The sequence below is a fragment of the Undibacterium sp. Ji49W genome (assembly GCF_049340205.1).
GTDB lineage: Bacteria > Pseudomonadota > Gammaproteobacteria > Burkholderiales > Burkholderiaceae_D > Undibacterium.
Genome location: NZ_JBMPOW010000020.1, coordinates 40444 through 66415, shown reverse-complemented (window position 1 = coordinate 66415; position 25972 = coordinate 40444). Strand labels below are relative to the sequence as shown.

General features: G+C 51.4%; 19 protein-coding genes. 14 read left to right on the top strand and 5 right to left on the bottom strand.

Features of this window, described 5'->3' with window-relative positions; genetic code table 11:
- Positions 1-424: 424 nt before the first annotated feature.
- Together ACO0LK_RS22160 and ACO0LK_RS22155 are read right to left on the bottom strand one after the other, a co-directional pair.
- Positions 425-841 carry a divergent PAP2 family protein gene (locus ACO0LK_RS22160; protein ID WP_422978927.1) on the bottom strand — a complete coding sequence of 139 codons (417 nt, stop codon included), beginning with the start codon at positions 839-841 and terminating at the stop codon, positions 425-427.
- A gap of 2 nt (positions 842-843) precedes the next feature.
- Complete coding sequence (locus ACO0LK_RS22155) at positions 844-1728, bottom strand: decaprenyl-phosphate phosphoribosyltransferase (RefSeq protein ID WP_422978925.1); 885 nt, start codon at positions 1726-1728, stop codon at positions 844-846.
- 38 nt (positions 1729-1766) lie between these two features.
- Here ACO0LK_RS22155 and ACO0LK_RS22150 point away from each other — a divergent pair, with 38 nt between their 5' ends.
- The 11 genes from ACO0LK_RS22150 to ACO0LK_RS22100 all read left to right on the top strand — a co-directional run bounded on the left by ACO0LK_RS22150 (position 1767) and on the right by ACO0LK_RS22100 (position 19721).
- On the top strand, positions 1767-2168 hold the full coding sequence (locus tag ACO0LK_RS22150) for a GtrA family protein (RefSeq protein WP_422978923.1): 402 nt from the start codon (positions 1767-1769) through the stop codon (positions 2166-2168).
- Positions 2165-3463 carry an FAD-binding oxidoreductase gene (locus tag ACO0LK_RS22145; RefSeq protein ID WP_422978921.1) on the top strand — a complete coding sequence of 433 codons (1299 nt, stop codon included), beginning with the start codon at positions 2165-2167 and terminating at the stop codon, positions 3461-3463. The genes ACO0LK_RS22150 and ACO0LK_RS22145 overlap by 4 nt, the downstream gene beginning before the upstream one ends.
- Before the next feature lies 1 nt (position 3464).
- Positions 3465-4217, top strand: a complete 753-nt coding sequence (locus ACO0LK_RS22140; RefSeq protein ID WP_422978919.1) for an SDR family NAD(P)-dependent oxidoreductase — start codon at positions 3465-3467, stop codon at positions 4215-4217.
- Positions 4218-4222: 5 nt separating this feature from the next.
- Positions 4223-6061 carry a hypothetical protein gene (locus ACO0LK_RS22135; RefSeq protein WP_422978917.1) on the top strand — a complete coding sequence of 613 codons (1839 nt, stop codon included), beginning with the start codon at positions 4223-4225 and terminating at the stop codon, positions 6059-6061.
- Positions 6062-6850: 789 nt separating this feature from the next.
- Positions 6851-8437: a DUF5597 domain-containing protein gene (locus tag ACO0LK_RS22130; protein WP_422978915.1), complete on the top strand. Its 1587-nt coding sequence runs from the start codon at positions 6851-6853 to the stop codon at positions 8435-8437.
- 149 nt (positions 8438-8586) lie between these two features.
- Positions 8587-9711 carry a LacI family DNA-binding transcriptional regulator gene (locus ACO0LK_RS22125; RefSeq protein ID WP_422978913.1) on the top strand — a complete coding sequence of 375 codons (1125 nt, stop codon included), beginning with the start codon at positions 8587-8589 and terminating at the stop codon, positions 9709-9711.
- 435 nt (positions 9712-10146) lie between these two features.
- Positions 10147-11595, top strand: a complete 1449-nt coding sequence (locus ACO0LK_RS22120) for an MdtA/MuxA family multidrug efflux RND transporter periplasmic adaptor subunit (RefSeq protein WP_422978911.1) — start codon at positions 10147-10149, stop codon at positions 11593-11595.
- 15 nt (positions 11596-11610) lie between these two features.
- Positions 11611-14751 (top strand): MdtB/MuxB family multidrug efflux RND transporter permease subunit, encoded by a 3141-nt coding sequence (locus tag ACO0LK_RS22115; protein ID WP_422978909.1) that lies wholly within the window; start codon positions 11611-11613, stop codon positions 14749-14751.
- Complete coding sequence (locus ACO0LK_RS22110; RefSeq protein ID WP_422978907.1) at positions 14748-17858, top strand: multidrug efflux RND transporter permease subunit; 3111 nt, start codon at positions 14748-14750, stop codon at positions 17856-17858. The genes ACO0LK_RS22115 and ACO0LK_RS22110 overlap by 4 nt, the downstream gene beginning before the upstream one ends.
- Before the next feature lie 10 nt (positions 17859-17868).
- Positions 17869-19317, top strand: coding sequence for an efflux transporter outer membrane subunit (locus ACO0LK_RS22105; RefSeq protein WP_422978905.1), 1449 nt, complete (start codon positions 17869-17871; stop codon positions 19315-19317).
- 35 nt (positions 19318-19352) lie between these two features.
- The gene (locus tag ACO0LK_RS22100; RefSeq protein WP_186945143.1) at positions 19353-19721 is read left to right on the top strand and encodes a hypothetical protein; all 369 of its coding nucleotides are present in this window, start codon (positions 19353-19355) and stop codon (positions 19719-19721) included.
- 49 nt (positions 19722-19770) lie between these two features.
- On the opposite strand, the gene ACO0LK_RS22095 is transcribed toward ACO0LK_RS22100, so the two are convergent.
- Positions 19771-19977 carry an MbtH family protein gene (locus ACO0LK_RS22095; protein WP_422978903.1) on the bottom strand — a complete coding sequence of 69 codons (207 nt, stop codon included), beginning with the start codon at positions 19975-19977 and terminating at the stop codon, positions 19771-19773.
- A 135-nt stretch (positions 19978-20112) separates the two neighbouring features.
- Positions 20113-20511 carry a hypothetical protein gene (locus ACO0LK_RS22090; RefSeq protein ID WP_422978901.1) on the bottom strand — a complete coding sequence of 133 codons (399 nt, stop codon included), beginning with the start codon at positions 20509-20511 and terminating at the stop codon, positions 20113-20115.
- A gap of 281 nt (positions 20512-20792) precedes the next feature.
- Between ACO0LK_RS22090 and ACO0LK_RS22085 the strand changes: the two genes are divergently transcribed.
- From ACO0LK_RS22085 to ACO0LK_RS22075, 3 genes are all read left to right on the top strand, one after another.
- The gene (locus tag ACO0LK_RS22085; protein WP_422978899.1) at positions 20793-21092 is read left to right on the top strand and encodes a FeoA family protein; all 300 of its coding nucleotides are present in this window, start codon (positions 20793-20795) and stop codon (positions 21090-21092) included.
- Positions 21092-22975, top strand: a complete 1884-nt coding sequence (gene feoB, locus ACO0LK_RS22080; protein ID WP_422978897.1) for a ferrous iron transporter B — start codon at positions 21092-21094, stop codon at positions 22973-22975. Before ACO0LK_RS22085 ends, feoB begins: the two co-directional genes overlap by 1 nt.
- 413 nt (positions 22976-23388) lie before the next feature.
- On the top strand, positions 23389-23943 hold the full coding sequence (locus ACO0LK_RS22075; RefSeq protein ID WP_422978895.1) for a hypothetical protein: 555 nt from the start codon (positions 23389-23391) through the stop codon (positions 23941-23943).
- A gap of 126 nt (positions 23944-24069) precedes the next feature.
- Here ACO0LK_RS22075 and ACO0LK_RS22070 read toward each other — a convergent pair whose 3' ends face one another.
- Positions 24070-25671, bottom strand: coding sequence for an ABC-F family ATPase (locus tag ACO0LK_RS22070; protein ID WP_422978893.1), 1602 nt, complete (start codon positions 25669-25671; stop codon positions 24070-24072).
- Between the last annotated feature and the right edge of the window lie 301 nt (positions 25672-25972).

Sequence of the window (25972 nt, the reverse complement as noted above, 5' to 3'; positions counted from 1 at the left end):
TTTTATATGTTTTGTCACCACCATTCGGCAATTTCATTCTATTCAAACGAATTGCCATTCACTGGTAGCGCAACCAATTATAATCACAGAAAACAGTAATTACCACAAAATCCCAGCCTGCGGAGAGGAGGCAATTGAATCGGGAATGCCGATGTAAGGCACTATTTGTGGAACTATGGACAGTGGTGAAAAAGCGAGATACGCAACGGCCCAAATGCATGAATCCTTGGGATCAGTCATATGGAAAAATCGGCCGGGTAGCCGATTTTCAGGTGTACATCAAGGAGGCGGCGAGTCACGATATGTCACTACAAGTCACGGCGACTTGCGCGAATACAGCAGCAGCGCTTACCAGGCTGGCTTATCCCTGACCGCAATGGGGGGGCAAATCGCCTCCTGCCTCATGGTCAACGCCAACTCAAAGTCAGCTCAGCACCACTTTGACGGCAGCGGCAACGGCAATACCGACCAGAATACCTGCCGCGATCTCGATACGCGTATGCCCCATACGCTCTCTCAAATCTGAATGATCTTTTGAGCCAGCAGCCAACTTGTTGATTGCTGCGGCATGTTTACCAACCTGGCGACGCAAACTATTTGCGTCAAGAATCACGATAAAAGCGAGTGTTACAGCCACACCAAAAGCAGGATGAGCAATCCCCTCTTTCAGGGCGATCAGTGTCGCCATGCTGCTCACGATGGCGCTGTGATTACTGGGCAAGCCTCCATAACCGATCAGGCCAAAGGCAAGTTGTCTGGCCTTGATACTGTTGATTGAAAACTTCATGACCCCGGCGACAAGCCAGGCGAGAAAAGGCGCCAACGCATATGAATAATCCATGTTCAGCCCCGCACTGGCCACAAGGCCCAAATACAAACCGCTATCCATGATACAACCGTCAGCAACAATGGCCAGTCTGCCAGCAATGCCTCAGTAGGCGATTCACCGCCATCCAACTCCTCGACGACATACCAGTAACGAAACAGACCAAACAACACCAGAGGAACAGTAAGAATGAGCTGAGGTTTGGCCGACATCACAAACATGCTGTAGAAAACCAGTGCGCCAGTTGCAGACATTTCCGCGTAGCGATCCACCAGCGATACCGAGTACTTCTGTAACACCTTGCGACCTTCGGTACCATTCTGGCTCAGCTCCTGCCGTCGCTTCACCGCAGCCAGATAAAGGGCAAGACATAAGGTGGTAACAAACATCCATGCCGATACCGGCACTGCCAAAGCCACAGCACCGGCATACACCCGCAGCACAAAGCAGATGGCAATAGTAAAAATATCGACCACTGGTTGATGTTTGAGCACAAAAGTATAGGCAATGTTTAAAGCGGTATAAGCAGCGATAACAAATACCACCTGTGGCGCGACCAGCCATCCACATATCAGCGCTGCATACAGTATGGCCAGCAAAACCAGGGCCATCGGCACTGATACGATACCAGCAGCCAATGGTCTGGACTTTGATTTCTTGGGGTGGCGACGATCGCTCTCAATGTCATGGATGTCGTTGATGATGTATGTCGCAGAAGAGCCGAGGCAGAAAAGCAGTACGGCAATCAATGCATGACTTACTGCATTCGCATTCAAGAACTCACCGGAAAACATGAGTGGCGCGAGAACAAATCCGTTTTTAACCCACTGCTTGGGCCGCATTAACTTGAGCAGGCCAAGCAAGCGCGCTGGTGCCGTGTGAGTTATTACGTTATCATGCATAAATTCTACCTGTCTTCCTATAAGATGATTTTGCTTGCATGAACTTAACAATCAAATATGCAATTTTCGCACTAATCGCGACAGCAGTAAACATCGGGGCTCAGGATATTGTCATTCACAATTTCAATGGCCCTTTCGCACTCATTATTTCAGTTATCGCAGGCACAGGTACTGGCCTTGTCGTCAAATACATCCTCGATAAACGCTATATTTTTCGCTTTCGCGCCAAAGATGCGACTCACGACGGGAAGACGTTTGCGCTTTATACCTTGATGGGTTTGCTGACCACGGTAATTTTCTGGGGTTTCGAGTTCGGCTTTAATTTTTTGTTCGAGACGAAGGAAATGCGCTATCTGGGTGGCATCATCGGTCTTGCGATTGGTTACCTGTGCAAGTATACACTCGACAAACGCTACGTCTTTCGCGTGGAGCCGGCATGACGCCAATGAGCTCCTGGGGGCGTCTCAGTGCCGACTCACATCAACTGCTCACCCTGAATGATCCCGCAAAAATACAGGACATGATTTGCAGCGGCAAGCATCCCGCTCTCGCTCATGGCATGGGCCGCAGCTATGGTGATGTCTGCCTCAACCCTGATGGTGTGCTATGGCTTACAACTGGACTGGATCATTTCATAGGCTTTGACCGCTACACCGGCCGCCTTGTATGTGAAGCTGGCGTGCTGCTGCGGGACATACAGCAATTATTCATACCACTAGGTTGGATTTTGCCCGTCACACCCGGCACCCAAATGGTGACTGTGGGCGGCGCTATTGCCAATGATGTACATGGAAAAAATCATCATCAACTAGGCTCCTTCGGCGATCATGTTCAGCGCATCAGGCTATTGCGTACCGATGGCGAAATCATCGAATGTGGTCCGGAAAACAAACGGGATTGGTTTTCAGCCACGGTAGGGGGTCTGGGATTGACTGGCTTGATCGTCGAAGCAGAGATACAGCTACTTCCTGTAACCGGCCCCTGGCTGGATATAGAAACCATTCCCTACGATAACCTCGACGAATTTTTCCGTCTGGCCGATGGCTCTGAAGCTGACTGGCAGCACACTGTATCCTGGATCGATTGTATTTCAGGCAGTGGTCGCGGCATATTCATGCGAGGCAACACTTGCGATACAGGGCAACGTAGCGAACCCAAAAACAGTAAACGCACCATGCCGTTCGTACCCCCGGTCTCGCTGGTAAATCAACTGTCTTTGCGACCTTTTAATATCGCCTATTACCATATGAAAAAATGGCAGGCGGGTCGCAGCATTGCACATTATCAGTCCTTTTTTTATCCACTCGATAATCTGCTGGAGTGGAACCGCATGTATGGTCCCAAAGGCTTTTACCAATACCAAAGCGTAGTGCCACGCGATATTGGCCAGGCAGTGGTACAGGAAATGCTGAAAGAAATAGCACGCTCCGGAGATGGCTCTTTCCTCGCTGTTTTGAAAACCTTTGGCAACCGCCAGTCTGTAGGTATGCTCAGTTTTCCGCAGCCAGGCGTTACTCTTGCGCTGGATTTTCCCAATCATGGAGAACGAACGCACAAACTGTTCGAAAGATTGGACGCAATCATCCGCGAAGCAGGCGGACGTATATATCCGGCAAAAGATGCGCGTATGCCACGCGAGCTTTTCGAGGCAGGCTATCCACAACTCAATGAATTTATAAAATACCGTGACCCCGGCATCAGTTCCGGGCTCTCACGCCGCTTGATGGGGAACTGAATTGAACAATAAAAAGAGAATCGTCATTATCGGCGCCACTTCTGCCATGGCTGAACATTGTGCCAGAATCTGGGTGAAAGGCACGTCGACAGATATCACCCTGGTTGGGCGAGATGCCGCCCGCATAGAACGTGTTGCGGCAGATCTCAAGGTGCGCAGTCCAGAGTCAAGCTTCCAGGTGTTAGAGGCAGAGTTTCTCGATCCGGCAGCCATTCAGGCCACGGTAGACAATATTATTTCTGCGGGAGCAGTAGACATAGTACTGATCGCACATGGCTCGCTGCCTGAGCAGGCAGACTGCCAAGATAATCTGCTGGCGGCCAAGAATGCACTCGATATCAACGGCATATCCCCCGTACTGTATGCAGAAGCATTTGCAAAATTCATGCTACATGCGGGACGTGGCACCATTGCACTGATAGGATCAGTAGCAGGCGACCGCGGACGAAAATCCAATTACGTGTATGGCGCGGCAAAAGGCATGGTGACGCGCTACGCCCAAGGCATGCAACATCGATTCGCCGGCACGGGAGTCAAGGTGGTGCTGATCAAACCAGGCCCGACTGATACGCCAATGACGGCACACCTGAAGAGCCAAGGCGCGAAAATGGCATCGGTTGAAGATGTCGCAAGGCAGATAGTGAATGGAATCGAATCAGGGAAGACCGTAGTCTATGCGCCTGGAAAATGGATGATCATCATGATGATCATCCGGCACCTGCCAACATTTATATTCAATAAAATGGATATATAAAAAAAATGAAAAGGTCACCTGTCGCATCTATTCTCCTTATCTATGCGCTGTTTTCTGTACTGACACTCTCCATCTGGGAAAGAAAAAACGCCAATACTGTCACTGGTGATGAACCACATTACCTCATCATGGCGAACGGAATAGCAAAACACGCTACATTGAAACAAACTGAGCCATACAGGGAAGAGTTTAAAACACGGCAAATATTCCGGTCTGGGCTAGCGCCGCAAGATGCAGAGCCCACGCCCGCCAATTCACATACTGTTAATGGTCCAAACGGATTGTTCAATGTCCACAATATTGGACTTCCTCTACTGCTTTCAATTCCATTCATTTTGGGAGGAGTCATAGGCGCAAAATTATTCATGATTTTTTGCAGCGCCTTCGTAGTGGTATTGGCCTGGAAATTTAGCGCCCTTTTCTCCACCAACGAAAAGCATCGATTTTGGTCGGTCATTGCAACATGTATTTCCATGCCGTTTATCCCGGCTTCCAATCAGATATATCCTGACATTCTGGCTGGATTGATTGCGCTGACTGGCTTGTACTGGCTGATAACAACCGAGAAAAAACGCTCGAAGGCTGCTGAGCTACTTCTTACGTGCATCATTGTATTTTTACCCTGGCTACAAATTAAATTTGCCGCAACCTGCGTATTGATCATATTGGCGATAGCAACAAAAATATATCTTGAATCCAAAGATATTCAGAGGATTATGAGGCTGTTCCTTGTCGCCGGAGCTTCCTGTATTTTTCTGGCATTTTATAATTACTACGCTTTCGGAAAAATAGCCGGTCCCTATCAATCTGGCGCACTGGAAGTCAGCAAAACAAGCCTTATGGTATTGCTGGGTCTGCATTTTGACCAGAACCAGGGTTTTCTGATTCAGAACCCGATCAATCTGATTGGTGTCCTTGCAATTCCATGGCTTTATCGATTCAATCGCCAATTCACCCTCGTATGGGGTCTGGTCTTCTTATCGTTGATAGTACCGAACGCGCTGCACCCCAACTGGTATGGAGGGTGGAGTTTTTCCGGACGATTTGCCTGGCCCGCTGCAACCGTTTTCATTGTAGCCACAATTTATGGGCTCATCCGCTTGGCTGAAGCAAAAGAAAAATTATTTCGCGCAGCAATAGTCTCATCCATGCTGCTGCAATTTTATTTCTTTTATTTATACGCAGTCAGATCTGTTAATTCATACAATAAAAATGTAGACACCTGGTTTGACAGCTATTCAACCTTCTACACGCCCTTCTATCGCTGGTTACCCATGCTGTATGACTCAACATGGGCACATACTTACCTTCCTAATTATGCCTGGCTAGGGGTAGTAGTCACACTTTTCATTTTGGGCTTTCTCAAGAAGAGCAAACTAAATGCAGTCGCACCATATGTAATGATTATTTTTGGTGTTGGCGTTGCAACTGCCGGACTATATAGCCAGCATCCAAGCAATGAAGTCATCTTTCAAGCCAATAAGTTACCGTCTCAGTCCGGCAGGCTTGCTGGGTCAGTACGAATTGCGGAACAAGGAATTGATCAACCAGGATTTCTTACTTACGGCCCGTATTTCAATCTTGGCAAAGGCAAGTATGAAATCGTACTCACATACAGCAGCACAGGAGCTGAAAATCAGATTGTTGGATCATTTGACATTTGCGATTCAACCAACGGTACACAAAATATGATTGTTCCATTGCATGGAACAAACGATGTCACCAAAGAAATGACCGTTAAGTTTGAATTAAGCCTTTTTAGCCCGCACAATTTTGAGTTCAGGAGTAAATGGGACGGCGCATTGAATCTGAAAATTCACAACATACGGTTACGAAAAATCTGAATAGCTTCATTGCCTGAATGTCCCTTCAAGGCCGATAGGTCCCATTTTGCTTGCCAGAATGCATTTCTGGCAAGCTTAATAATGGACATCCCGAATTGTTTTATCTTCTACACACACTAACCGATCAAATCTCCAGGTTACAAGCTGCCGCCCCGCAATCATCAAGCTATTCGCAATCAAAGCTGTTCCCGTCAATGCCAATAACAAGCTAACCAGCTGACCAATCTCCCATGCAATGGAGAAAGCGCATCATTACATTCAAATAAAATGTTAGCGAACAACATTTTATTTAATATATTGTTGACACCCTCTTTATTTAGCTTATAAACTCAAAATGATCGCGATACCATTGCGCACTGAAAAACCGACAAAAACAAAACACTATACATAAAACTGAAGCAGGAGACATCAATGCCCTACCCGCCTGGTCACCTTTACCGCCACTGGCTGATTCACTACCCTACCCAGTTTCAGAGCTGGTAACGCACACTCAATGCCACACTCAATGCCACACTCAATGCCACACTCAATGCCACACTCAATGCACTACTGAATCAATTGGCATATTCCAGATGCAGGTACTTCGTCAGATTTACGACCTGGATGTCAGTTTGAGCATGTCAACTTCTCACTTGCCGTCCGATGCTAAAACGATCGGACGGATTGCCCCACCGTCAGGTCTCATCGGCGGTGTTTTTTCCATAAAACGCAAGGAATGCAATGAAAGCCTTGAAGCACCGTACCTGCCTTTTCACCTCATTGTGCTTGATGTCCCTGCTGGATTGGTCAATGGCAGTCGCAGCAGATACTATTCCCTATTTACGCAAGCAGGGTTCAGCTACGCAACTCATGGTTGACGATCAGTCTTTCCTCATTCTGGGTGGTGAACTGCATAATTCATCGGCCTCGAGCCTGACTTATCTCAACAGGCTGTGGCCTGCCTTGAAAACAGCAGAAGTCAACACAGTACTGGCACCTGTTGAATGGGATCAGATTGAGCCTGTGGAAGGCCGTTTTGATTTCAGCATTCTCGATGGCATGTTGCAACAAGCCCGCGCCAATAACACCCGGCTTATCTTATTGTGGTTCGGCGCCTGGAAAAATTCCATGTCCACCTATGTTCCGGCATGGGTCAAGCAAGATCAACAACGTTTCCCGCTGTCACGAAACCGCAATGGCGTGGCGCAGGAAATACTCACGCCCTTCAGCCCGGATACCCTGGCGGCGGATACGGCGGCCTACCGGGCTTTGCTCGCCCACCTGAAGCAGGTTGATACGCAACGCACGGTCATCATGATTCAGGTCGAGAATGAAATCGGCATGCTGCCAGACCCGCGCGACTACGGCGCACTGGCCAATGCCGCACTAAAGGAGCCGGTTCCCAAGCTCTTGATGGACTATCTGCAAGCGAATCGTGCCAGCCTGCACACGTCGGTCAAAACTCTCTGGGCTGCCAATGGCAATCGCATGAACGGCACCTGGACCGAAGTATTCGGTGCCAGCATCGCTGCGGAAGAGATTTTCCAGGCTTGGTCTTACGCCCGTTTTGTTGAAGTGATGACTGCCGCCGGCAAATCTGTTTATCCTTTGCCCATGTACGTCAATGCAGCCCTGAACCGACCCGGCAAGAAACCGGGCGAATATCCCAGCGCCGGGCCACTGCCCCACCTGTTTGACATCTGGAAAGCCGGCGCGCCATCTATCGATGTGCTGGCGATTGATACCTATTTCCCCAACTTTACCGAATGGGCCGTGCAGTTCAAACTGCCCAATAATCCGCTGTTTGTGCCAGAGGGAAACAACGCCGGGCGACACGATGCTGCTGCTAAGGCTTTCTATTCAATAGGCGAGCATGATGCGTTCGGTTTTTCGCCGTTTGGCATAGAAGACAGCACGGGCAAAGGTGACGATACGCTGCCGCAGGCTTTTCGTGTGCTCAGGCAACTGGCACCCGTCATTGCTCAGTACCAGGGCAGCGGCAACATGCGCGGCTTCAAGGCCCATGTTTCTTATGAAGGGGCAGTCGATCCCACGCCGCAAAAAGTTACCATGGGTTCCTTTGCACTACAGGTTGATCTGAACAATCGCTGGAGCAAGACTGAAAACAAAGACCTGGAAGCCCATGGTGGCCTGATCATTCGCCTGTCGGATAACGAATTTCTGATTGCAGGTAAAGGCTTGACCGTCAGCTTCAAGGATGCCACTGACCCAGCCACGCTGATAGGCTTTGAGAAAATCACCGAAGGCAGCTATGAAAATGGCAAATGGCTGGAGGGGCGCTGGCTAAATGGTGACGAAAGTCACCAGGGACGGCAGATCATGTTGTCAAACAGAGAGTTTTCCGTACAAAAGGTAAAGCTTTACAGGTATCGTTAAGTGTCTACACACCCATCCCAACAAACGTGGCAAAAGCTTTAAGGCCTCGCCGCAGCATGTTAGCCCAACATAACACCCCTTGTGGTAAAGTTAGGTTCTAACATAAGTACATTTTTAACGGACTCTCAAGGCAGATGACAAAAAGCAAGGTGAAGCAAAACCCAGCGCCGACATCAGTAACAGCGCCGGTATCAGCCCAAAACGCCGACACCCGGCTGCATGCGCCGACCATGTCTGACGTCGCAAGACTGGCGGGTGTTTCGTCAATGACAGTATCACGCGTGATGAATGGCGACACCAATGTGCGTGAACAAACCCGCCTGCGCGTGGACGCTGCCATTGCTGAATTGAACTATATTCCAAATCAGGCTGCCCGCCGTCTGGCAGGCTTGCGCACCATACGTTTCGGGTTCCTGTACAGCAACCCAAGCGCGGGCTATCTGAGTGAATTCTTGGTAGGCCTGCTGAACCAGGCCAGTCCCAATAATATACAGCTCGTGGTCGAAAAATGTGAGGCTGATGAACATGACGTTGAACAGGCCCAGCGCCTGATTGCCAACGGTGTCGATGGCATCATCCTGCCGCCTCCCTTATGTGACTCGGCGCGTCTGATAGACCTGATTGCCGCCTCTGGCACGCCAGCAGTGACCGTTGCCTGCGGTCAGCCCGACCCGCGCATGGGCAGTATCAGTATCGATGACTTCCAGGCTGCCTATGCAATGGCCAGCCATCTGATTTCACTGGGGCATCATCGTATCGGTTTTATCATCGGTCACCCGAATCAAAGTGCCAGCGCCCGCCGTCTGGAAGGCTTCAAGGCAGCGATTGCCGAAAAACACGCAGACAGTGCACCTGAATTGATTGCGCAAGGCATGTTCACCTACCGTTCCGGCCTGGATGCAGCAGAAGCCTTGCTGGGCCTGGATGAACGCCCTACCGCAATCTTTGCCAGCAACGACGATATGGCTGCCGGCGTGGTTGCCATCGCCCACAGGCTGGGCCTTGATGTACCGGGCGACCTGACCGTTGCTGGCTTCGATGATACGGCGCTGGCCACCACCATCTGGCCAGAACTGACCACTGTGCGCCAGCCCATTGCTGACATGGCCGAGGCTGCGGTGCAACTGTTGCTGCGCCAAATCCGCGCCCAGCGCAATGATGTACCCGAAGCACCCGGGCACACCCACATAGAACACATGCTGGTACGTCGACAATCTGATGCTGCCCCACGCCTGCGCCCACGCTCCCAATTGCTGTCCAAGGTCAAACTGTAGAATGTACGGGCACACCTGTTTTGTAACAGGTGTGCCACATCAGCAGCTCTCGATTGTGCCCCCCGCCACCCGACATTACTCCCCCAATTCTGCAAACCGCCAGAACATGCGGTAAATTCTCGCTCTTACAATACTCCGGCAAAATTGAGGTTCCAAGCTGACAACAAATAATTGTCGGAAAAACTGCCCATTTCCATTTACTCTTTGTCTGCTACAGCTTTCAGATTTCAGGTCGAATGGCAAGACCCGTAGATGAGCAAGAAAATCGCTGTTTCGTTTCAATAAGCATTAAAACAATACATTAAGTAACATTGGCGACACCATCTACCCGCCATAATTCTGTCATGGACTAGCCGCACGGCAATACTGCTATCGGCTTGACAGTTTACGGGTGTAAACTGAAAATATTAATAATTTATTACTGTCGATAATAAAATGAATAACAAACTCACTGATTTGCTTACACAACCCGTCCAGCCACAGCCAGCACGGGCTTTACATTTTCAGGCAGGACGTAGCCGGCCTCGTTTGCTGGTGTTGTTGTTGGCAGTTGCAGTGATAGGTGCAGGCGGCATCTGGTGGTGGAAATCGCGTCCGGATACGAATGGTGATGCTGCCAGCGCAAGCGCCAAACCACCCGCCGGCAATGCAGGTGGGCGGCGATTTGGTGGTGCCAATGCGATACAGCCGGTATCCATACAGACTATCCGCAAACAGGATATCAAGGTGATGGTGAATGCGATCGGTAGCGTGACGGCATCGAATACTGCCACCGTTCGTGCGCAAGTGAATGGCGTACTCCAGCGCCTGAATTTCGTTGAAGGCCAGCAAGTCAGTGCCGGTCAGTTGCTGGCCCAGATTGATCCGCGCGCGTATGAAGCGACGCTGGGGCAGGCGGAAGGTGCTCTGGCGCGTGACAAGGCGCAGCTGGACAATGCCAATATTGACCTGGCACGTTATCGCGATCTGCTGGCCAAAGATGCCATCCCCAAACAGCAGCTTGACACCCAGCAAGCGCTGGTTCATCAGCTTGAAGGCACGGTCAAGGTCGACCAGGCTGCTGTTGCCAGTGCAAAACTGCAATTATCCTATACCCGCGTGCTGGCCCCGACTGCCGGCAGAGTTGGCCTGAAGCAGGTTGACATCGGCAATATCGTACAGACATCAGATGCCAATGGCATTGTCATCATCAACCAAACCCGCCCGATTACACTGGTATTTGCGGTACCGTCAGCGAATGTCCCGCTGATCACGGCACGCCTGCGTTCAAACACGGCAATGACAGTCAATGCCTGGGACCGTGGCGGCAAGCGTTTGCTGGCTACTGGCCGGGTTGCCACGGTTGATAATGCCATCGATACCACAACCGACACCATCAAAGTCAAGGCTGTGTTTGCCAATGCCGATGATGCCCTGTTCCCCAATCAGGCCGTCAGCGTAACTCTGCAAATGGACACACTGACCGACGTGCTGGCAGTTCCGCCATCGGCCGTATTACGCGGTGCCCAGGGCTTTTATCTGTATGTGGTGAATGCCGATAATACCGTCAGTACACGCGTCATCACGCCGGGCACGGTTGATGGCGACTGGATGGCAATAGAAGGCCCTCTGAAAGTGGGAGAAAAAGTCGTGATTGATGGCGTTGACCGCCTGCGCGAAGGTGCAAAAGTGGAAGTCATTGCATCAGATCCCAAACAGCGGGCCGGTGCCAATGCACCCGCTGGCGGCAAGCGTGGCAGAAATAAAGACAAAGATAAAGGGGCAGACTCATCAGCATCGGGCCAGGCATCGGCTGCGCCCACTTCCGCCCCGGCATCGGCAACATCTGTGACATCTGCGGCTTCTGCTCCTCAGTCTGCCAGCAGCGCGGCTGCTTCCAAGTAGAGCCGGATAGTCATCATGAATCCATCAAGAATCTTTATTGAACGCCCGGTTGCCACATCCCTGCTGATGCTGGCGATCATGCTGGCGGGTATCCTGGCATATCGCCTGCTGCCATTGTCAGCACTGCCTGAAGTCGATTATCCGACCATACAGGTGACGACGCTGTATCCGGGCGCCAGCCCGGATGTGATGTCAACCACCGTCACTGCCCCCTTGGAAAGACAGTTCGGCCAGATGCCTGGCCTGAATCAGATGACATCCACCAGTTCCGGTGGCGCGTCTGTTATTACTCTGCGGTTTTCACTGGGTTTATCACTGGATGTGGCCGAACAGGAAGTACAGGCAGCAATCAATAGCGGCAGCAATTTGCTGCCCAGTGATTTGCCCATGCCCCCGATCTACAGTAAGGTCAACCCTGCCGATGCACCAGTACTTACCATCGCGATTACCTCGCCTTCCTTGCCGGTTATCAAACTGCATGATTTAACGGAAAACCGTCTGGCCCCCAAGCTGTCGCAGGTGGATGGTGTTGGCCTGGTCAGCATTGCCGGTGGACGACGCCCTGCCGTGCGGATTCAGGCCAATCCACAAACACTGGCATCGCTGGGTCTGTCACTGGATGACATACGTTCGGCGATCGTATCAGCCAACGTCAACCAGGCCAAAGGCAGTTTTGACGGCGCCCAGCGCGCCTCTACCATTGACGCCAATGACCAGTTGAAATCAGCCGCTGAATACCAGAACCTGGTGATTGCATGGAGAAATGGCAATCCGCTGCGTCTGAAAGACATCGCGCAAATCGTGGACGATGCAGAAAACCTGCGGCTGGCAGCATGGGCAGACAGCATGCCTGGCGTGATTTTGAATGTACAGCGCCAGCCAGGAGCAAACGTGATCCAGACCGTGGATCGCGTCAAGGCCCTGCTACCGAAATTGAAAGCCTCGCTGCCTGCGTCGGTCGATGTACAGGTCATCGCTGACCGTACCACCACCATACGTGCATCTGTTGATGATACCGAATTCGAACTGCTGCTTTCCATCGCGCTGGTGGTGATGGTGATCTTTCTGTTCCTGCGCAGTGCCAGCGCCACCATCATCCCCAGTGTCGCCGTACCGCTGTCACTGATGGGTACCTTTGGTGTCATTTACCTCGCCGGCTTTTCCATCAACAACCTGACGCTGATGGCGCTGACTATTTCCACGGGCTTTGTCGTCGATGATGCCATTGTCATGATAGAAAACATTGCCCGTTTTGTTGAGGAAGGCGATACGCCGATGGCGGCCGCCTTGAAAGGCAGCAAGCAGATTGGCTTTACCATTATTTCGCTGACGGTATCGCTGATTGCGGTACTGATTCCACTGCTGTTCATGGGTGACGTGGTTGGCCGTCTGTTCCATGAATTTGCCATCACGCTGGCAGTGGCTATCCTGATCTCTGCGTTTGTGTCGCTGACGCTGACACCGATGATGAGTGCCCGTCTGCTGCGTCCGGAACATGAAGTCAAACATTCACGTCTTGGTGAATGGAGTGCACGCAGTTTCGATGCAATGGTCAGCCGTTATGGTAGTGCCCTGAACTGGGTACTGGACCGGCCCGCCACCACCTTGCTGGTATTCGCTTTTACCGTGGTACTGACTGCAATTTTATATGTCTGGGTACCAAAAGGTTTCTTCCCCATACAAGATACAGGCTTGATACAGGTAATTACCGAAGCAACACAAACCACCTCATTTGAAGCCATGTCCACCCGCCAGCAGGCAGTGGCCGAAGCCATCCTGAAAGACCCTGATGTTGATCATCTGGCTTCTTTCATCGGCGTCGACGGTGCCAACCCTACACTCAACACCGGGCGCATGCAAATCACCCTGAAGCCTTTCGCACAAAGGGTGGCTTCAGCAACCGAGATCATACGCAGGCTGGATGAAAGCACGTCCCATATTCCAGGTATCACAGCATTTATGCAGCCGGTGCAGGATCTCACCATCGAAGACCGTATTTCAAAAACGCAATACCAGTTCTTGCTGAGTTCTCCCAGTTCTGCTGACCTGACATCGTCCACCAACCGCTTGCTGGCACGTTTGAAAAAGCTGCCACAACTGGCGGATGTAGCCAGTGATTTGCAGGATGAAGGGCAACAAGCCTATGTGCAGATAGACCGCGAAGCGGCGGGCAGACTGGGTGTCACCGTCGCCAACATTGATACGGCGCTTTACAATGCATTTGGTCAGCGTCTTATCTCTACCATCTATACCCAGTCCAGCCAGTATCGGGTGGTACTGGAAGCTGCAAAAGATGTCAAAACAGGGTTGGTTGCCATTGAAGGTCTGTACGTGCCAGGCACATCGGTATCGGCCACCGGCGGTTCCAGCACAATACAGGTACCGCTGACATCGGTTGCCCAGGTGATCAGCAAATCTGCCGCACTGGCGATCAATCACGTGGCACAATTTCCTTCTGTTACCATCTCGTTCAACCTGGCAGGCGGTGCCTCTTTGGGCAGTGCCGTAGATGCCATCAAGGCTGAAGAAGAAAAGCTGGATTTGCCACCCAGCGTGGAAACCAGTTTCCAGGGTGCTGCTGAAGCCTTCCGCGCTTCACTCAGCAGCAGCCTGCTGTTGATTCTGGCGGCAGTGGTCACCATGTATATCGTACTGGGCGTGCTGTATGAAAGTTATATTCACCCTATCACGATACTCTCTACCCTGCCCTCTGCCGGTCTGGGTGCCTTGCTGGCTCTGCTGATAGCCGGGCAAGACCTGGGTGTGGTTGGCATCATCGGGATCGTGCTGCTGATCGGCATTGTCAAAAAGAACGCCATCATGATGATCGATTTCGCGCTGGATGCAGAACGTGAACAAGGTATGGAGCCACGTGCGGCCATCCATCAGGCCTGCCTGCTGCGCTTCCGCCCGATTTTGATGACCACCATGGCGGCTCTGCTAGGCGCATTGCCGCTGATGCTGGGTACCGGTGCCGGCCATGAATTGCGCCATCCTCTGGGCATTACCATGGTTGGCGGCCTGATCGTCAGCCAGTTACTGACCTTGTTCACCACGCCGGTGATCTATCTGGGCTTTACCCGTCAGGCGCAAAAACTTGCCGAATGGCGCAACAGGCGTGAAGCCGCCAGATTGGCAAAAGAAAGCCGTCTATGAATATATCTGCACCATTCATAGCAAGACCGGTAGCCACCACCCTGATCACACTGGGTGTGGCACTGGCTGGCGTCATTGGCTTTCAGTTGCTGCCTATCGCTCCTTTGCCGCAGGTTGATTTTCCGACGATTTCGGTGAATGCTTCGCTACCAGGTGCCAGCCCCGACACCATGGCGGCAACTGTTGCCACACCGCTGGAACGGGCACTCGGCAGTATTGCCGGCGTGAGTGAAATCACGTCGCGTTCTTCACTGGGCTCGACCAACATCACCCTGCAATTCGACCTGAATCGCAATATTAATGGTGCGGCCCGCGATGTACAGGCTGCCATCAATGCGGCGCGCAGTCTGTTGCCCAGCGGCCTGCCCAGTAACCCCACGTACCGTAAGGTGAACCCGGCCGATGCGCCAGTGATGATCTTGTCACTGACCTCAGACACCCTGACGCGCGGCCAGATGTACGACGCTGCCTCTACCGTTCTGGCCCAACGCCTGGCTCAGGTAGAAGGAATAGGCCAGGTGTCGGTAGGTGGTGGCGCCTTGCCTGCCGTTCGTGTAGAACTGGATCCGGACAAGCTGTCACAGAAAGGTATATCGCTGGAAAACGTGCGGCTGGCACTGACAGCCACCAATGCCAACCGCCCCAAGGGGACAGTGGAAGAAGATGGCCGTAGCTGGCAAATCAGTGCCAATGACCAGGCCCGTACGGCGGCTGAATACGCACCTGTCGTTCTGAGTTATCGTAATGGCGCAGCAGTGCGCCTGCGCGATGTGGCCGATGTAGTGGATTCTGTACAGGATGTACGAAATTACGGTGTCGCCAACGGCAAACCAGCAATCGTCCTGTTTTTGCTGAAGGAACCTGGTGCCAATATCATAGAAACCGTGGAGCGTGTGCGCGCCTTGTTGCCACGTTTGCAGGCATCGATTCCGCAAGCTATCGACCTCAATGTCGTCAGTGACCGTACACCGACCATCCGGGCATCGTTGCGTGAAGTTGAACGCTCACTATCCATCGCCGTAGGTCTGGTGATCTTGGTCGTACTGCTGTTTTTGCGTAACTGGCGCGCCACGCTGTTGCCCGCAGTTGCCGTACCGGTATCACTGGCTGGTACCCTGGGCGTCATGTATTTGTGTGGCTATAGCCTGGACAATCTGTCCGCCATGGCCCTGACCGTGGCAACCGGCTTTGTCGTCGATGATGCCATCGTCGTTTCGGAAAATATCAGTCGCTATATAGAACAAGGCTTGAGCCCACGCGAAGCAGCGCTGAAAGGTGCACGCGAAATCGGTTTTACCGTCGTATCCATCAGTCTTAGCCTGGTAGCAGTATTCATCCCCTTGCTCCTGATGGGTGGTGTAGTTGGACGACTGTTTCGCGAATTTTCGGTGGTGCTGTCTATCGCCATCCTGATCTCCATGCTGGTGTCGCTGACCACGACCCCGATGATGGCGGCAGTCCTGCTGAAACAACATGTCGTCAAACGACCTGGAAAATTTGGCCGCGTAATGGCAAGACTCAATCGCCTGATGATGCGTGGTTATCGCCATTCGCTGATGTGGACCTTGCGTCACCAGCCGGTTGCCCTGCTCGCATTGCTGGGTGTGATTGCCCTTAACGTCTACCTTTACGCGGCAATTCCCAAGTCTTTCTTTCCGCAACAGGATACCGGCGTGATTGTTGGTGGCGTACAGGCAGATCAGGGCAGTTCGTTTCAAATGATGCAGCAGCGACTCAACACCTTTGTCGCTATCGTACGTGCCGACCCGGCAGTAGAAAATGTCAGCGGCAATACTGGTGGCGGGCAAAGCAATTCAGCCAATTTTTATATCACGCTCAAGCCGATTCTTGAACGCCAGGTCTCGGCAGATGTGGTCATTACGCGCCTGCGTGCCAGGCTGTCACACGAACCGGGGGCCAACCTGTTCCTGGTGCCTGCCCAAGACATACGTATAGGTGGCCGTCAATCCAATGCACAGTATCAGTACACCTTGCAGGCTGACGACCTGGCCGACTTGCGCACCTGGGAACCGCGCATACGCAATGCACTCTCGCAATTGCCTGAACTGGCTGACGTCAACAGTGACCAGCAGGACAAGGGCATGCAGACTTCACTTGTGATTGACCGTGATGCGGCAGCACGCCTGGGGGTAACAATGAGCGCCATTGACACCACTCTGAATGATGCATTTGGACAGCGCCAGGTTGGCGTCATCTACAATCCGCTCAATCAATACCGGGTGGTGATGGAACTGGCCAGCCCCTATCTTCAGGGACCTGCCACGTTTCAACGGCTGTACGTGACCAGCAGTGGCGGCAAACAGATACCGCTTTCTGCCATCGCCAGATTCGAAACTACCAATACCCCGCTGTCGATCAACCACCAAAGTGGCACGCCTGCATCCACAGTCAGTTTCAACCTGCCTTTGAATGTGTCCTTGTCCGAAGCCACGCAAGCCATCAATAATGCGATGGCGGAACTGGGTGTGCCAGTATCGGTACGGGGCAGTTTTCAGGGGACGGCAAACGCCTTTCAGCAATCCCTTTCATCACAACCCATACTGATTGCTGCCGCCATCATTACGGTGTATCTGGTGCTGGGCATACTTTACGAAAGCCTGATCCATCCGGTGACCATATTGTCTACCCTGCCCTCTGCCGGTGTCGGGGCATTACTGGCCTTGATTCTGTTCAATACTGATTTCTCTATCATTGCCCTGATAGGGGTGATTCTGTTGATCGGTATCGTGAAGAAGAACGCCATCATGATGATCGATTTTGCCATTACCCGCCAGCGTGCCTACAGCACAACTGCCGGGGCAGCAATATTTCGGGCCGCCTGCTTGCGTCTGCGCCCTATCCTGATGACGACATTCGCGGCCATTTTTGGTGCCGTCCCGCTAGCCCTCGGCAGTGGCGATGGTGCCGAGTTAAGGCAACCCCTGGGCATTGCCATCGTTGGCGGCCTGATACTCAGCCAATTGCTGACTTTATATACCACGCCTGTCGTCTTTGTCATGATGGACAGACTGCGCAGGAAACGTTTGCCCCGTCCGGAAAAATTCCCAGGCGTCTCTGGTGAACCTGCAATGACTATTACTCAATAGGTAGCATTTCATGAAATTTGATCTTCACCATACCCGTCATAACCGTGACACTCGCCACAGCTTGAATGTCCCGCTACTGACGTCCCTGCTTGTTCCAATGCTGCTGGCAAGCTGTGCCGTCACCAAAGTGGATCCGCCTGCACCAGTGGTCGCCACCGCCCAATTCAAGGAAAGTGGCGCATGGACACAAGGAAGCGCAGCAGCGACTCAGGTGCCCGACAACTGGTGGACCCTGTTCAAAGACCCGGTACTGGATGACCTGGAACGTCGTTTGGTCATCGACAATCAAAATCTCAAAGTATCTGCCGCCCAAGTCGCCAATGCGCGTGCCGCACTGGAAGCCAGCCGCAGTGCCATGTACCCCAGCCTGTCTGCCGGTTTGAGCGCCAGCCGCGATGCCAGCCCTACAGCCACTACCTCTGCCAACGCCAGCAATCCCAGCAATAGCATGTCCCTGACAGCCAATGCCAGCTGGGAGGTCGATCTGTGGGGACGCCTGTCACAAGCCAGTGCCGGTGCACAATCCACCCTGCAAGCCAGCATGGCCGATTTGGCATCCGCCCGGCTTTCAGCCCAGGCCACCCTGGCACAGAGCTATTTTTCCATGCGCACGCTGGATGCACAGTTGTCACTCAGTGATCGCAGCATTCAGGCCTATGAACGTTCCCTGGCGCTGACACAGGCACGCTATGAAAGTGGCGTAGTTGGCCGCACCGATATCCTGCAAGCGCAGACTCAGCTCAAAAGTGCCCAGGCCCAACGCGCCGACCTGACTGCCCAACGTGCCGTGTTGGCGCATGCCATCGCCGTACTGGTGGGTACGCAGCCTGCTGAATTATCGATAACGCATGACGCCAGCTTGCCGCTTGCACCCGTGGTGCCCGCCATGCTTCCGTCAAATCTGCTGGAACGCAGGCCAGACATAGCGGCGGCACAGCGACGCGTGGCCACCGCCTATGCGCAGATCGGTGTGGCGGATGCAGCTTACTTCCCTTCGCTGTCCCTGTCCGCCAGTGCCGGATACCGTGGTACATCCCTGGGGCAATTAATCAGTGCGCCACATTTCTTGTGGTCACTGGGCAGTAGCCTGACCCAATCCATTTTCGATAACGGTCAGAGAAAACTGGCCAGCGCCCAGGCGCGTGCCAGCGCCGAACAACTGACCGCCAGCTACCGGCAAGTAGTGTTAACAGCTTTGCAGGAAGTCGAAGACAATCTGATCCTGAATGCCCAATTGCAGCAGGAAGCGCAATTGCAATCTGAAGCATTACAGGCAGCCCAGCGCAACCTGGAAATCACACTCGACCAGTATCGCGCCGGCACTGTCAGTTATCTCAATGTCGTGGTTGCTCAGGCATCTGCATTCAGTAGCGAAAGTAGCTTGCTCAGCGTACGCAACCGCCAACTGGCCGCCATCAGTCAGCTATTAAAAAATGTCGCGGGCCGATGGGATGCCTGAAATGCATGTTTAAAGAACGTATCTGGAAAACGCCTATGGGAAATACCGTATTTTCGGAGATCAAATTCTGGTTGATGATGCTGATCTCTTTCGTTCTGCCGTTTGGTTTGTACAGTGTACTGATGATGAAGCGGGCCATTTCGCGACAAACCACGCTGCTATTGGGTTTCGCCTTGGTGGCTATCGCTGGTCTGGATGTCTACATCCTGAAAATTCTTGCGGCAGCCGCCAAATTGACACCCTCATTGGCTGACGATGCGGTATTCGTTTCCGAGGTATCGCTCGCCTTGTATATTCTGCCCGTCATGTTTGGCGGCTTGGGTGTCAATATCATTTCACATGTGCTTGTGAAACATCTGGACGAAGCGAATGAACGCTTCAGGAAAGAACATCCGGATGAGTAATATCCAGGTGAGTAATATCAGGCTTATTTATCCTTGAGCAATGAATCTACTATCTACCAGATTTCATTGCATCCCGCAAAGAGCGCGGGTGCGCATCGATCCATACTTCCGAAATATAATGCAGACTGTCTTCCCTGGAACCGCTGAACCCGGATTGGTGCCAGCCTAAAGGCAATTCCTTTCCTGAAGGCCATATAGAATAGTGACCATGGACATTCGTTACGACATCGTACTGATCATCGGTCTGGTCGGTCATCATGCGTCCTGTTTAAATTGAGTTTTCGGAAAAGTGATCATACTGACAGCACAATTTTATATCAGTCGTAATTAGTCGTATTTGAAAATTGGTCCATATTGTTCCATATGCATCAATTTGTTTTTCAACACCACTTTACTTGGCTGTACCAGCGACAGGCAATACATACCCCTTGCATCTGTCGGCCCACCAGGCCAGAAACTCTTTATCTTCAAGCTTGCCATTTTCAGTGCTTTCATACCTCGTCATCCCGCGCCTGTCCGGGTTCACGGTGATGATGAAGCGCTGTACCAGATTCTGCGCCAGACCCGGCTGATTGACGGTGGCACGGCCGCAGACGTAATACCAGCCATCGCCTTTTTCAAACATTTTTTCCGAACCATTTTCAATAACTATCACAGCATCTGATGCGTGGCGGCTAAAAATTTCATGTGCGACATCCATTTTTTCATTTGAAGAACTGGAGCAGGCTGCGAGCAGGCAAACCGCAAATGCCAGATAAATACCTTTGTAGCTGAATATTCTTGTTTTCATGATGTATCCGGATAAGACCCAATCAGGTCACGGCATTTTCTTGTGGAAAGCAGATGATATACAAATCACAAAAATACGGACAATTAAATGCTTGACCGGCATATAAGCTGCCTATAAAGCACGTGTCATAAGCATGTCACATGTAATTTAGCCCGATTCCCCTTTGCGTGGTATCAAATCAGCTCTGTAACAAGCGCCATGACGATTGAAAGAAAAGCCGTATTGATATATATTCTCATTATCATTTAGGTTTGGCATTTAATCTTAACGGGAAGCTCATCATGCATGATTTGCCATTTGAACAAGCTGGCGCAATGACCTTGAATCAGATGAAAGTCGGCGATTCAGGAATAGTGCTTGATGTGCAAGATCAGGACCATGCAAAAAGCGATAGCGCTTTCAATATTACCCGCCGTTTGAAGGAACTGGGTTTTGTGAAAGGCGAACCTGTCAAGGTTTTGCATAAAGGTTATTTTGGCGGTGAACCTCTGGCTGTCAGAATTGGCCAATCCACTTTTGCACTAAGAAATTTCGAAGCGGCATTGATTGGCGTTACTCACTCAGGAAAAGTAGGAAAATAGTGAAAGAATTGTTTTCTCCGCGTATCGCTCTTGTCGGCAACCCCAACTGCGGAAAAACTGCACTGTTCAACAGATTGACTGGTGCACGGCAAAAAGTAGCCAACTATGCTGGCGTCACCATCGAACGCAAAGAAGGTAAATTTCGTTCATCTGCCGGACGTGACTGGCAGGTACTGGACCTGCCGGGTACCTACAGCCTGCATGCAGCAACCCCTGACGAAGAAATCACCCAGCAGGTAGTCACTGGCAACCACAGCGACGAAGCCATGCCAGACGCCGTGGTGTGCGTGGTAGATGCCACCAACCTGCGACGTGGCCTGCGCGTCGTGCTGGAACTGATCGCCCTTGGCCAGCCTATGGTTCTGGCAGTCAATATGATGGACATTGCGAAAAAACGCCATATCCATATCGATATCGATGCCCTGAGCAAAGCGCTGAATATACCAGTCGTTGAAACTGTTGCGGTTGATGCGCAGGGTGTTGATGCCCTGCTAAGCCAGCTTGAAGCACTGGCACAGCAACTCGTGCCTGGGGCTAACGTTGCGCCGCATGCATTGACAAATCAAAGTCCCGAAGCCCTGCAAGAAAAAGTCAATGCAGTACTGCAACTGAGCGTATCGCAGGCGACTGATGCTGCCAACGACATCAGTCTCAGCTACCGACTGGATAGCTGGGTATTGCATCCTGCAGTCGGACCGGTGATTTTTGCAACTCTGATGTTCCTGGTGTTCCAGGCAGTATTTGCCTGGGCGCAAATGCCCATGGACATGATCAAGGAAGCTATCGATGCCACCGGCGCTGCCGTGGAAGCGGCCTTGCAACCTGGCATATTACAGGGCTTGCTGGTCAAGGGTGTGATAGGCGGTGCCGGCAGTGTACTGGTATTTTTGCCGCAGATTGTGATCCTGTTCTTTTTCATCCTGGTGATGGAAGATTCAGGGTATCTGCCACGTGCTGCATTCTTGCTCGACAAGATTATGGGCAAAGTTGGTTTGTCCGGACGTGCCTTTATTCCTCTGTTGTCCAGCTTTGCCTGTGCCATTCCCGGCATCATGGCGACCAGGACCATACAAAATCCGCGTGACCGTCTTGTGACGATCATGATTGCCCCGTTGATGACCTGCTCTGCCCGCCTGCCGGTGTATGCGCTGATCATCGCTGCCTTCATACCCGACAAGACCGTGTGGGGCATACTTAATCTGCAAGGTCTGGTACTGTTTTTCCTGTATTTGGCAGGCATAGTCTCAGCCATGCTGGTGGCTTTTTTCTTTAAGAAAAAATGGGGTAGCCAAATCCATCAACAGGCACTGATGCTGGAATTGCCGGATTACAGATGGCCAAATCTGCGTAATCTGATGTTGGGTCTGTGGGAAAGAATCAAGATTTTTACGACACGCGTCGGCACCATCATTTTGTCGCTAATGATATTGCTCTGGTTCCTCAGCAGCTTTCCCGGCGCACCAGCGAATGCAGATCAGCCAGCGATTTATTACAGCATTGCCGGCCAGCTGGGGCGTTTGCTGGAAGTCGTGTTTGCCCCCATAGGCTTTAACTGGCAAATCTGTATCGCCCTGGTACCCGGTCTGGCAGCACGTGAAGTTGCCGTTGCAGCGCTGGGTACCGTGTATGCCCTGTCGCAGACCGGTGAAGAATTAAGCCGCTCGCTGGAACCGCTGATTGTTCAGTCATGGAGCCTGCCAACTGCTTTGTCTTTGCTTGCATGGTATGTATTTGCACCGCAATGCGTGGCGACACTGAGCGTGGTAAAGCGTGAAACCAATACCTGGCGCTACCCCGTCATGATGGCAGCGTACCTGTTTGGCCTGGCCTATCTGGCGTCCTTCCTGACCTTTCATATTTCCACTTACCTGTTGGGGAGATGAGAAATGCAAAACCTGATTGCAAGCCTGTTATTGCTACTTGCCAGTGCATATCTGGTGTTGAAATATATGCCCAGGGCGACAAAAAACAGGATGAAGGCGTATTTCCAACGCGCTCACCCTGCCCTTGTTCCGGTACTGGATGGCCTGTCAAAACAGACTGATGGCTGCGGCTCTGGTTGCAGCAACTGTTCGTCAAACAAAACTGCATCAGGCAGTATGTCAAACAGTGGCTGTTCCACAACCAAATCTCCAGAACAGACGATCAAACTGATCAAAAATTTGCCTCTCCAGAAATAGCTCCTGTTTCACCCCCTGCTTGCCGTTGGCAGTCAGCCGGAATTGATGTATCCTAAAAAACATAAAATACATACAATTTTTGGGACTTTTGAAACAAACAAGGGTTTTAGCTGGATATGACAGTAATCATCTACGACAAGACCGAAAAAGGGCGTGAAGAAATTGCGACCCGTAAACACCAACTGGCATCGCGCCTGCGGACCTTGCTGGTGATGGTAGACGGCAAGCATACGAAGGACGACATTATGAAAAAAGTGTCAGGTCTTGGCCTGACCGAACAAAACATGCAAGAACTGCTGGAGCAGGATTTCATCATTGAAATCGCAGTACAAGCAGCACCTGCAACCGTCGAAATAATGCCAACACCCGTCGCGCCGACAACATCTGCAACCGCATCGGTGCCGGCATCTGCATCTGCTCCCAGCCTACCGGCAATGACAGATGCAGAACGTTTTCAGGCGCTTTACAACTTCTTCAATGAAACCATTAAAAGCGCCATAGGCTTGCGCGGCTACGGTCTGCAATTGAAAGTGGAACGGGCATCAAACATCGATGATTTCCGTGAGCTCAGACAAGCCTATGTAGAAGCCGTACAAAAAGCCAAAGGCCCGGAAATGGCACGCAGCCTGCGTGATCGCCTGGATCAGTTGCTGAACGACGGCAAGACCTGATACCAGATCAGTCTTGAAAACCGCTCTTGAGCCACAACTGGCGTAATCAGGCATCATTCACGCAGACAAACAAAAAGCCAGGTCACCCTGGCTTTTTGTTTTGCTAACTGCGGCAATTGGCAGTATTTATTCAATACCCTGACTGCTCAGGTATTCTTCGTACGTACCCTGGAAGTCAATGATTTTATTTTCCTTGATTTCCAATACACGCGTCGCCAAAGATGAAACAAATTCGCGATCGTGCGAAACGAAAATTAGCGTACCGGCATATTTTTCCAGAGCGATGTTCAGCGACTCGATGGATTCCATATCCATATGATTGGTCGGTTCATCCATCAACAGAACGTTATGGCGACCCAACATCAGCTTGCCATACATCATGCGACCTTTTTCACCGCCTGACAGTACCTTGACTGATTTTTTGACATCGTCACCACCAAACAGCAAGCGACCCAGGATGGAGCGTACAGCCTGGTCATCATCGCCTTCCTGTGTCCACTGACCTATCCAGTCAGTCAGGTTTTTATCCGATGCAAATTCTTCAGTAGGATCTTGCGGCATATAACCGACATTGGCGTTTTCTGCCCATTTAACAGTGCCATAGTCAGCATGCAGGCCACAGATATCTTCACCGCCTATGCAACGCAACAGCGTGGTTTTACCTATACCATTGGCACCGATAATCGCGATTCTTTCCCCCGCTTCCACCATCAGGTCCACATTCTTGAACAAAGGCTTATCGTAGGCTTTGCTCAGGGATTGCACTTCTACAGCCAGGCGATGCAATTTCTTCTCGCCATCGAAACGTACGAAAGGATTTTGACGGCTGGATGGTTTGAAATCTTCAATCTTGATTTTGTCGATCTGCTTGGCGCGTGAAGTTGCCTGACGTGCCTTGGATTTATTGGCAGAGAAACGACGGACAAAGTCTTGCAGTTCAGCGACTTTTTCCTTGGCCTTGGCATTGTTCGCCATTTGCTGTGCGCGTGCCTGCGACGATGCCAGCATGTAGTCATCATAATTACCCGGATACACTTTCAGGGTACCGTAATCCATATCTGCCATGTGCGTACATACCTGATTCAGGAAGTGGCGATCATGGGAAATGATGATCATGGTGGAATTACGTTCGTTCAGAATATCTTCCAGCCAGCGAATGGTATTGATGTCCAGATTATTGGTTGGTTCATCAAGCAACAGGATGTCAGGGTTGGAAAACAGTGCCTGGGCCAGCAAGACACGTAACTTCCAGCCTGGCGCAACTGCACTCATAACGCCTTGATGCTGATCAATCGGTATACCCACGCCCAGCAACAGTTCACCGGCGCGTGCTTCAGCCGTATAGCCATCATATTCGGCAAACTTGGCTTCCAGGTCCGCTGCCTTCATGTAATCGTCGTCAGTCGCTTCAGGGTTAGCGTAAATCGCATCCCGTTCCGCCATAGCAGCCCACATTTCTGTATGGCCCATCATGACCACTTCCAGCACGCGCCTGTCTTCAAAAGCAAACTGATCCTGGCGCAATTTACCCAGACGCTCATTCTGGTCCAGCATGACGGTACCAGAAGACTGCTCCAGATCGCCCCCCAGAATTTTCATGAAGGTGGATTTGCCACAGCCGTTGGCACCGATCAGGCCATAACGGTTACCTTCGCCAAATTTGACTGAGATATTTTCAAACAGTGGCTTGGGGCCAAACTGCATGGTGATATTTGCGGTAGAAAGCACAGAAAACCTTTTGCAATAAATATGAGGATTAACCTCACATTATAGCATTGCGGTTTTACCTCCCCACGGGCAAGCCCATGATTTATAGAGAAATTCTTTATGAAATGCAGGTTTTACCCTTTTTTATGACTGCAAACTGAGGCACTGACAAAATAAGTTTAAAAATATCAGTCAGCAATTTTTGCTACAGAAGAGTTTCAGGGAGTAATTACAGCCCTGCTAACATCAAAGACTGTTGTTTTTTATCTCGTCCGTCTTTTTTGCGCGACAAGGACCAGCATTATTTGTTTATAGCAATATG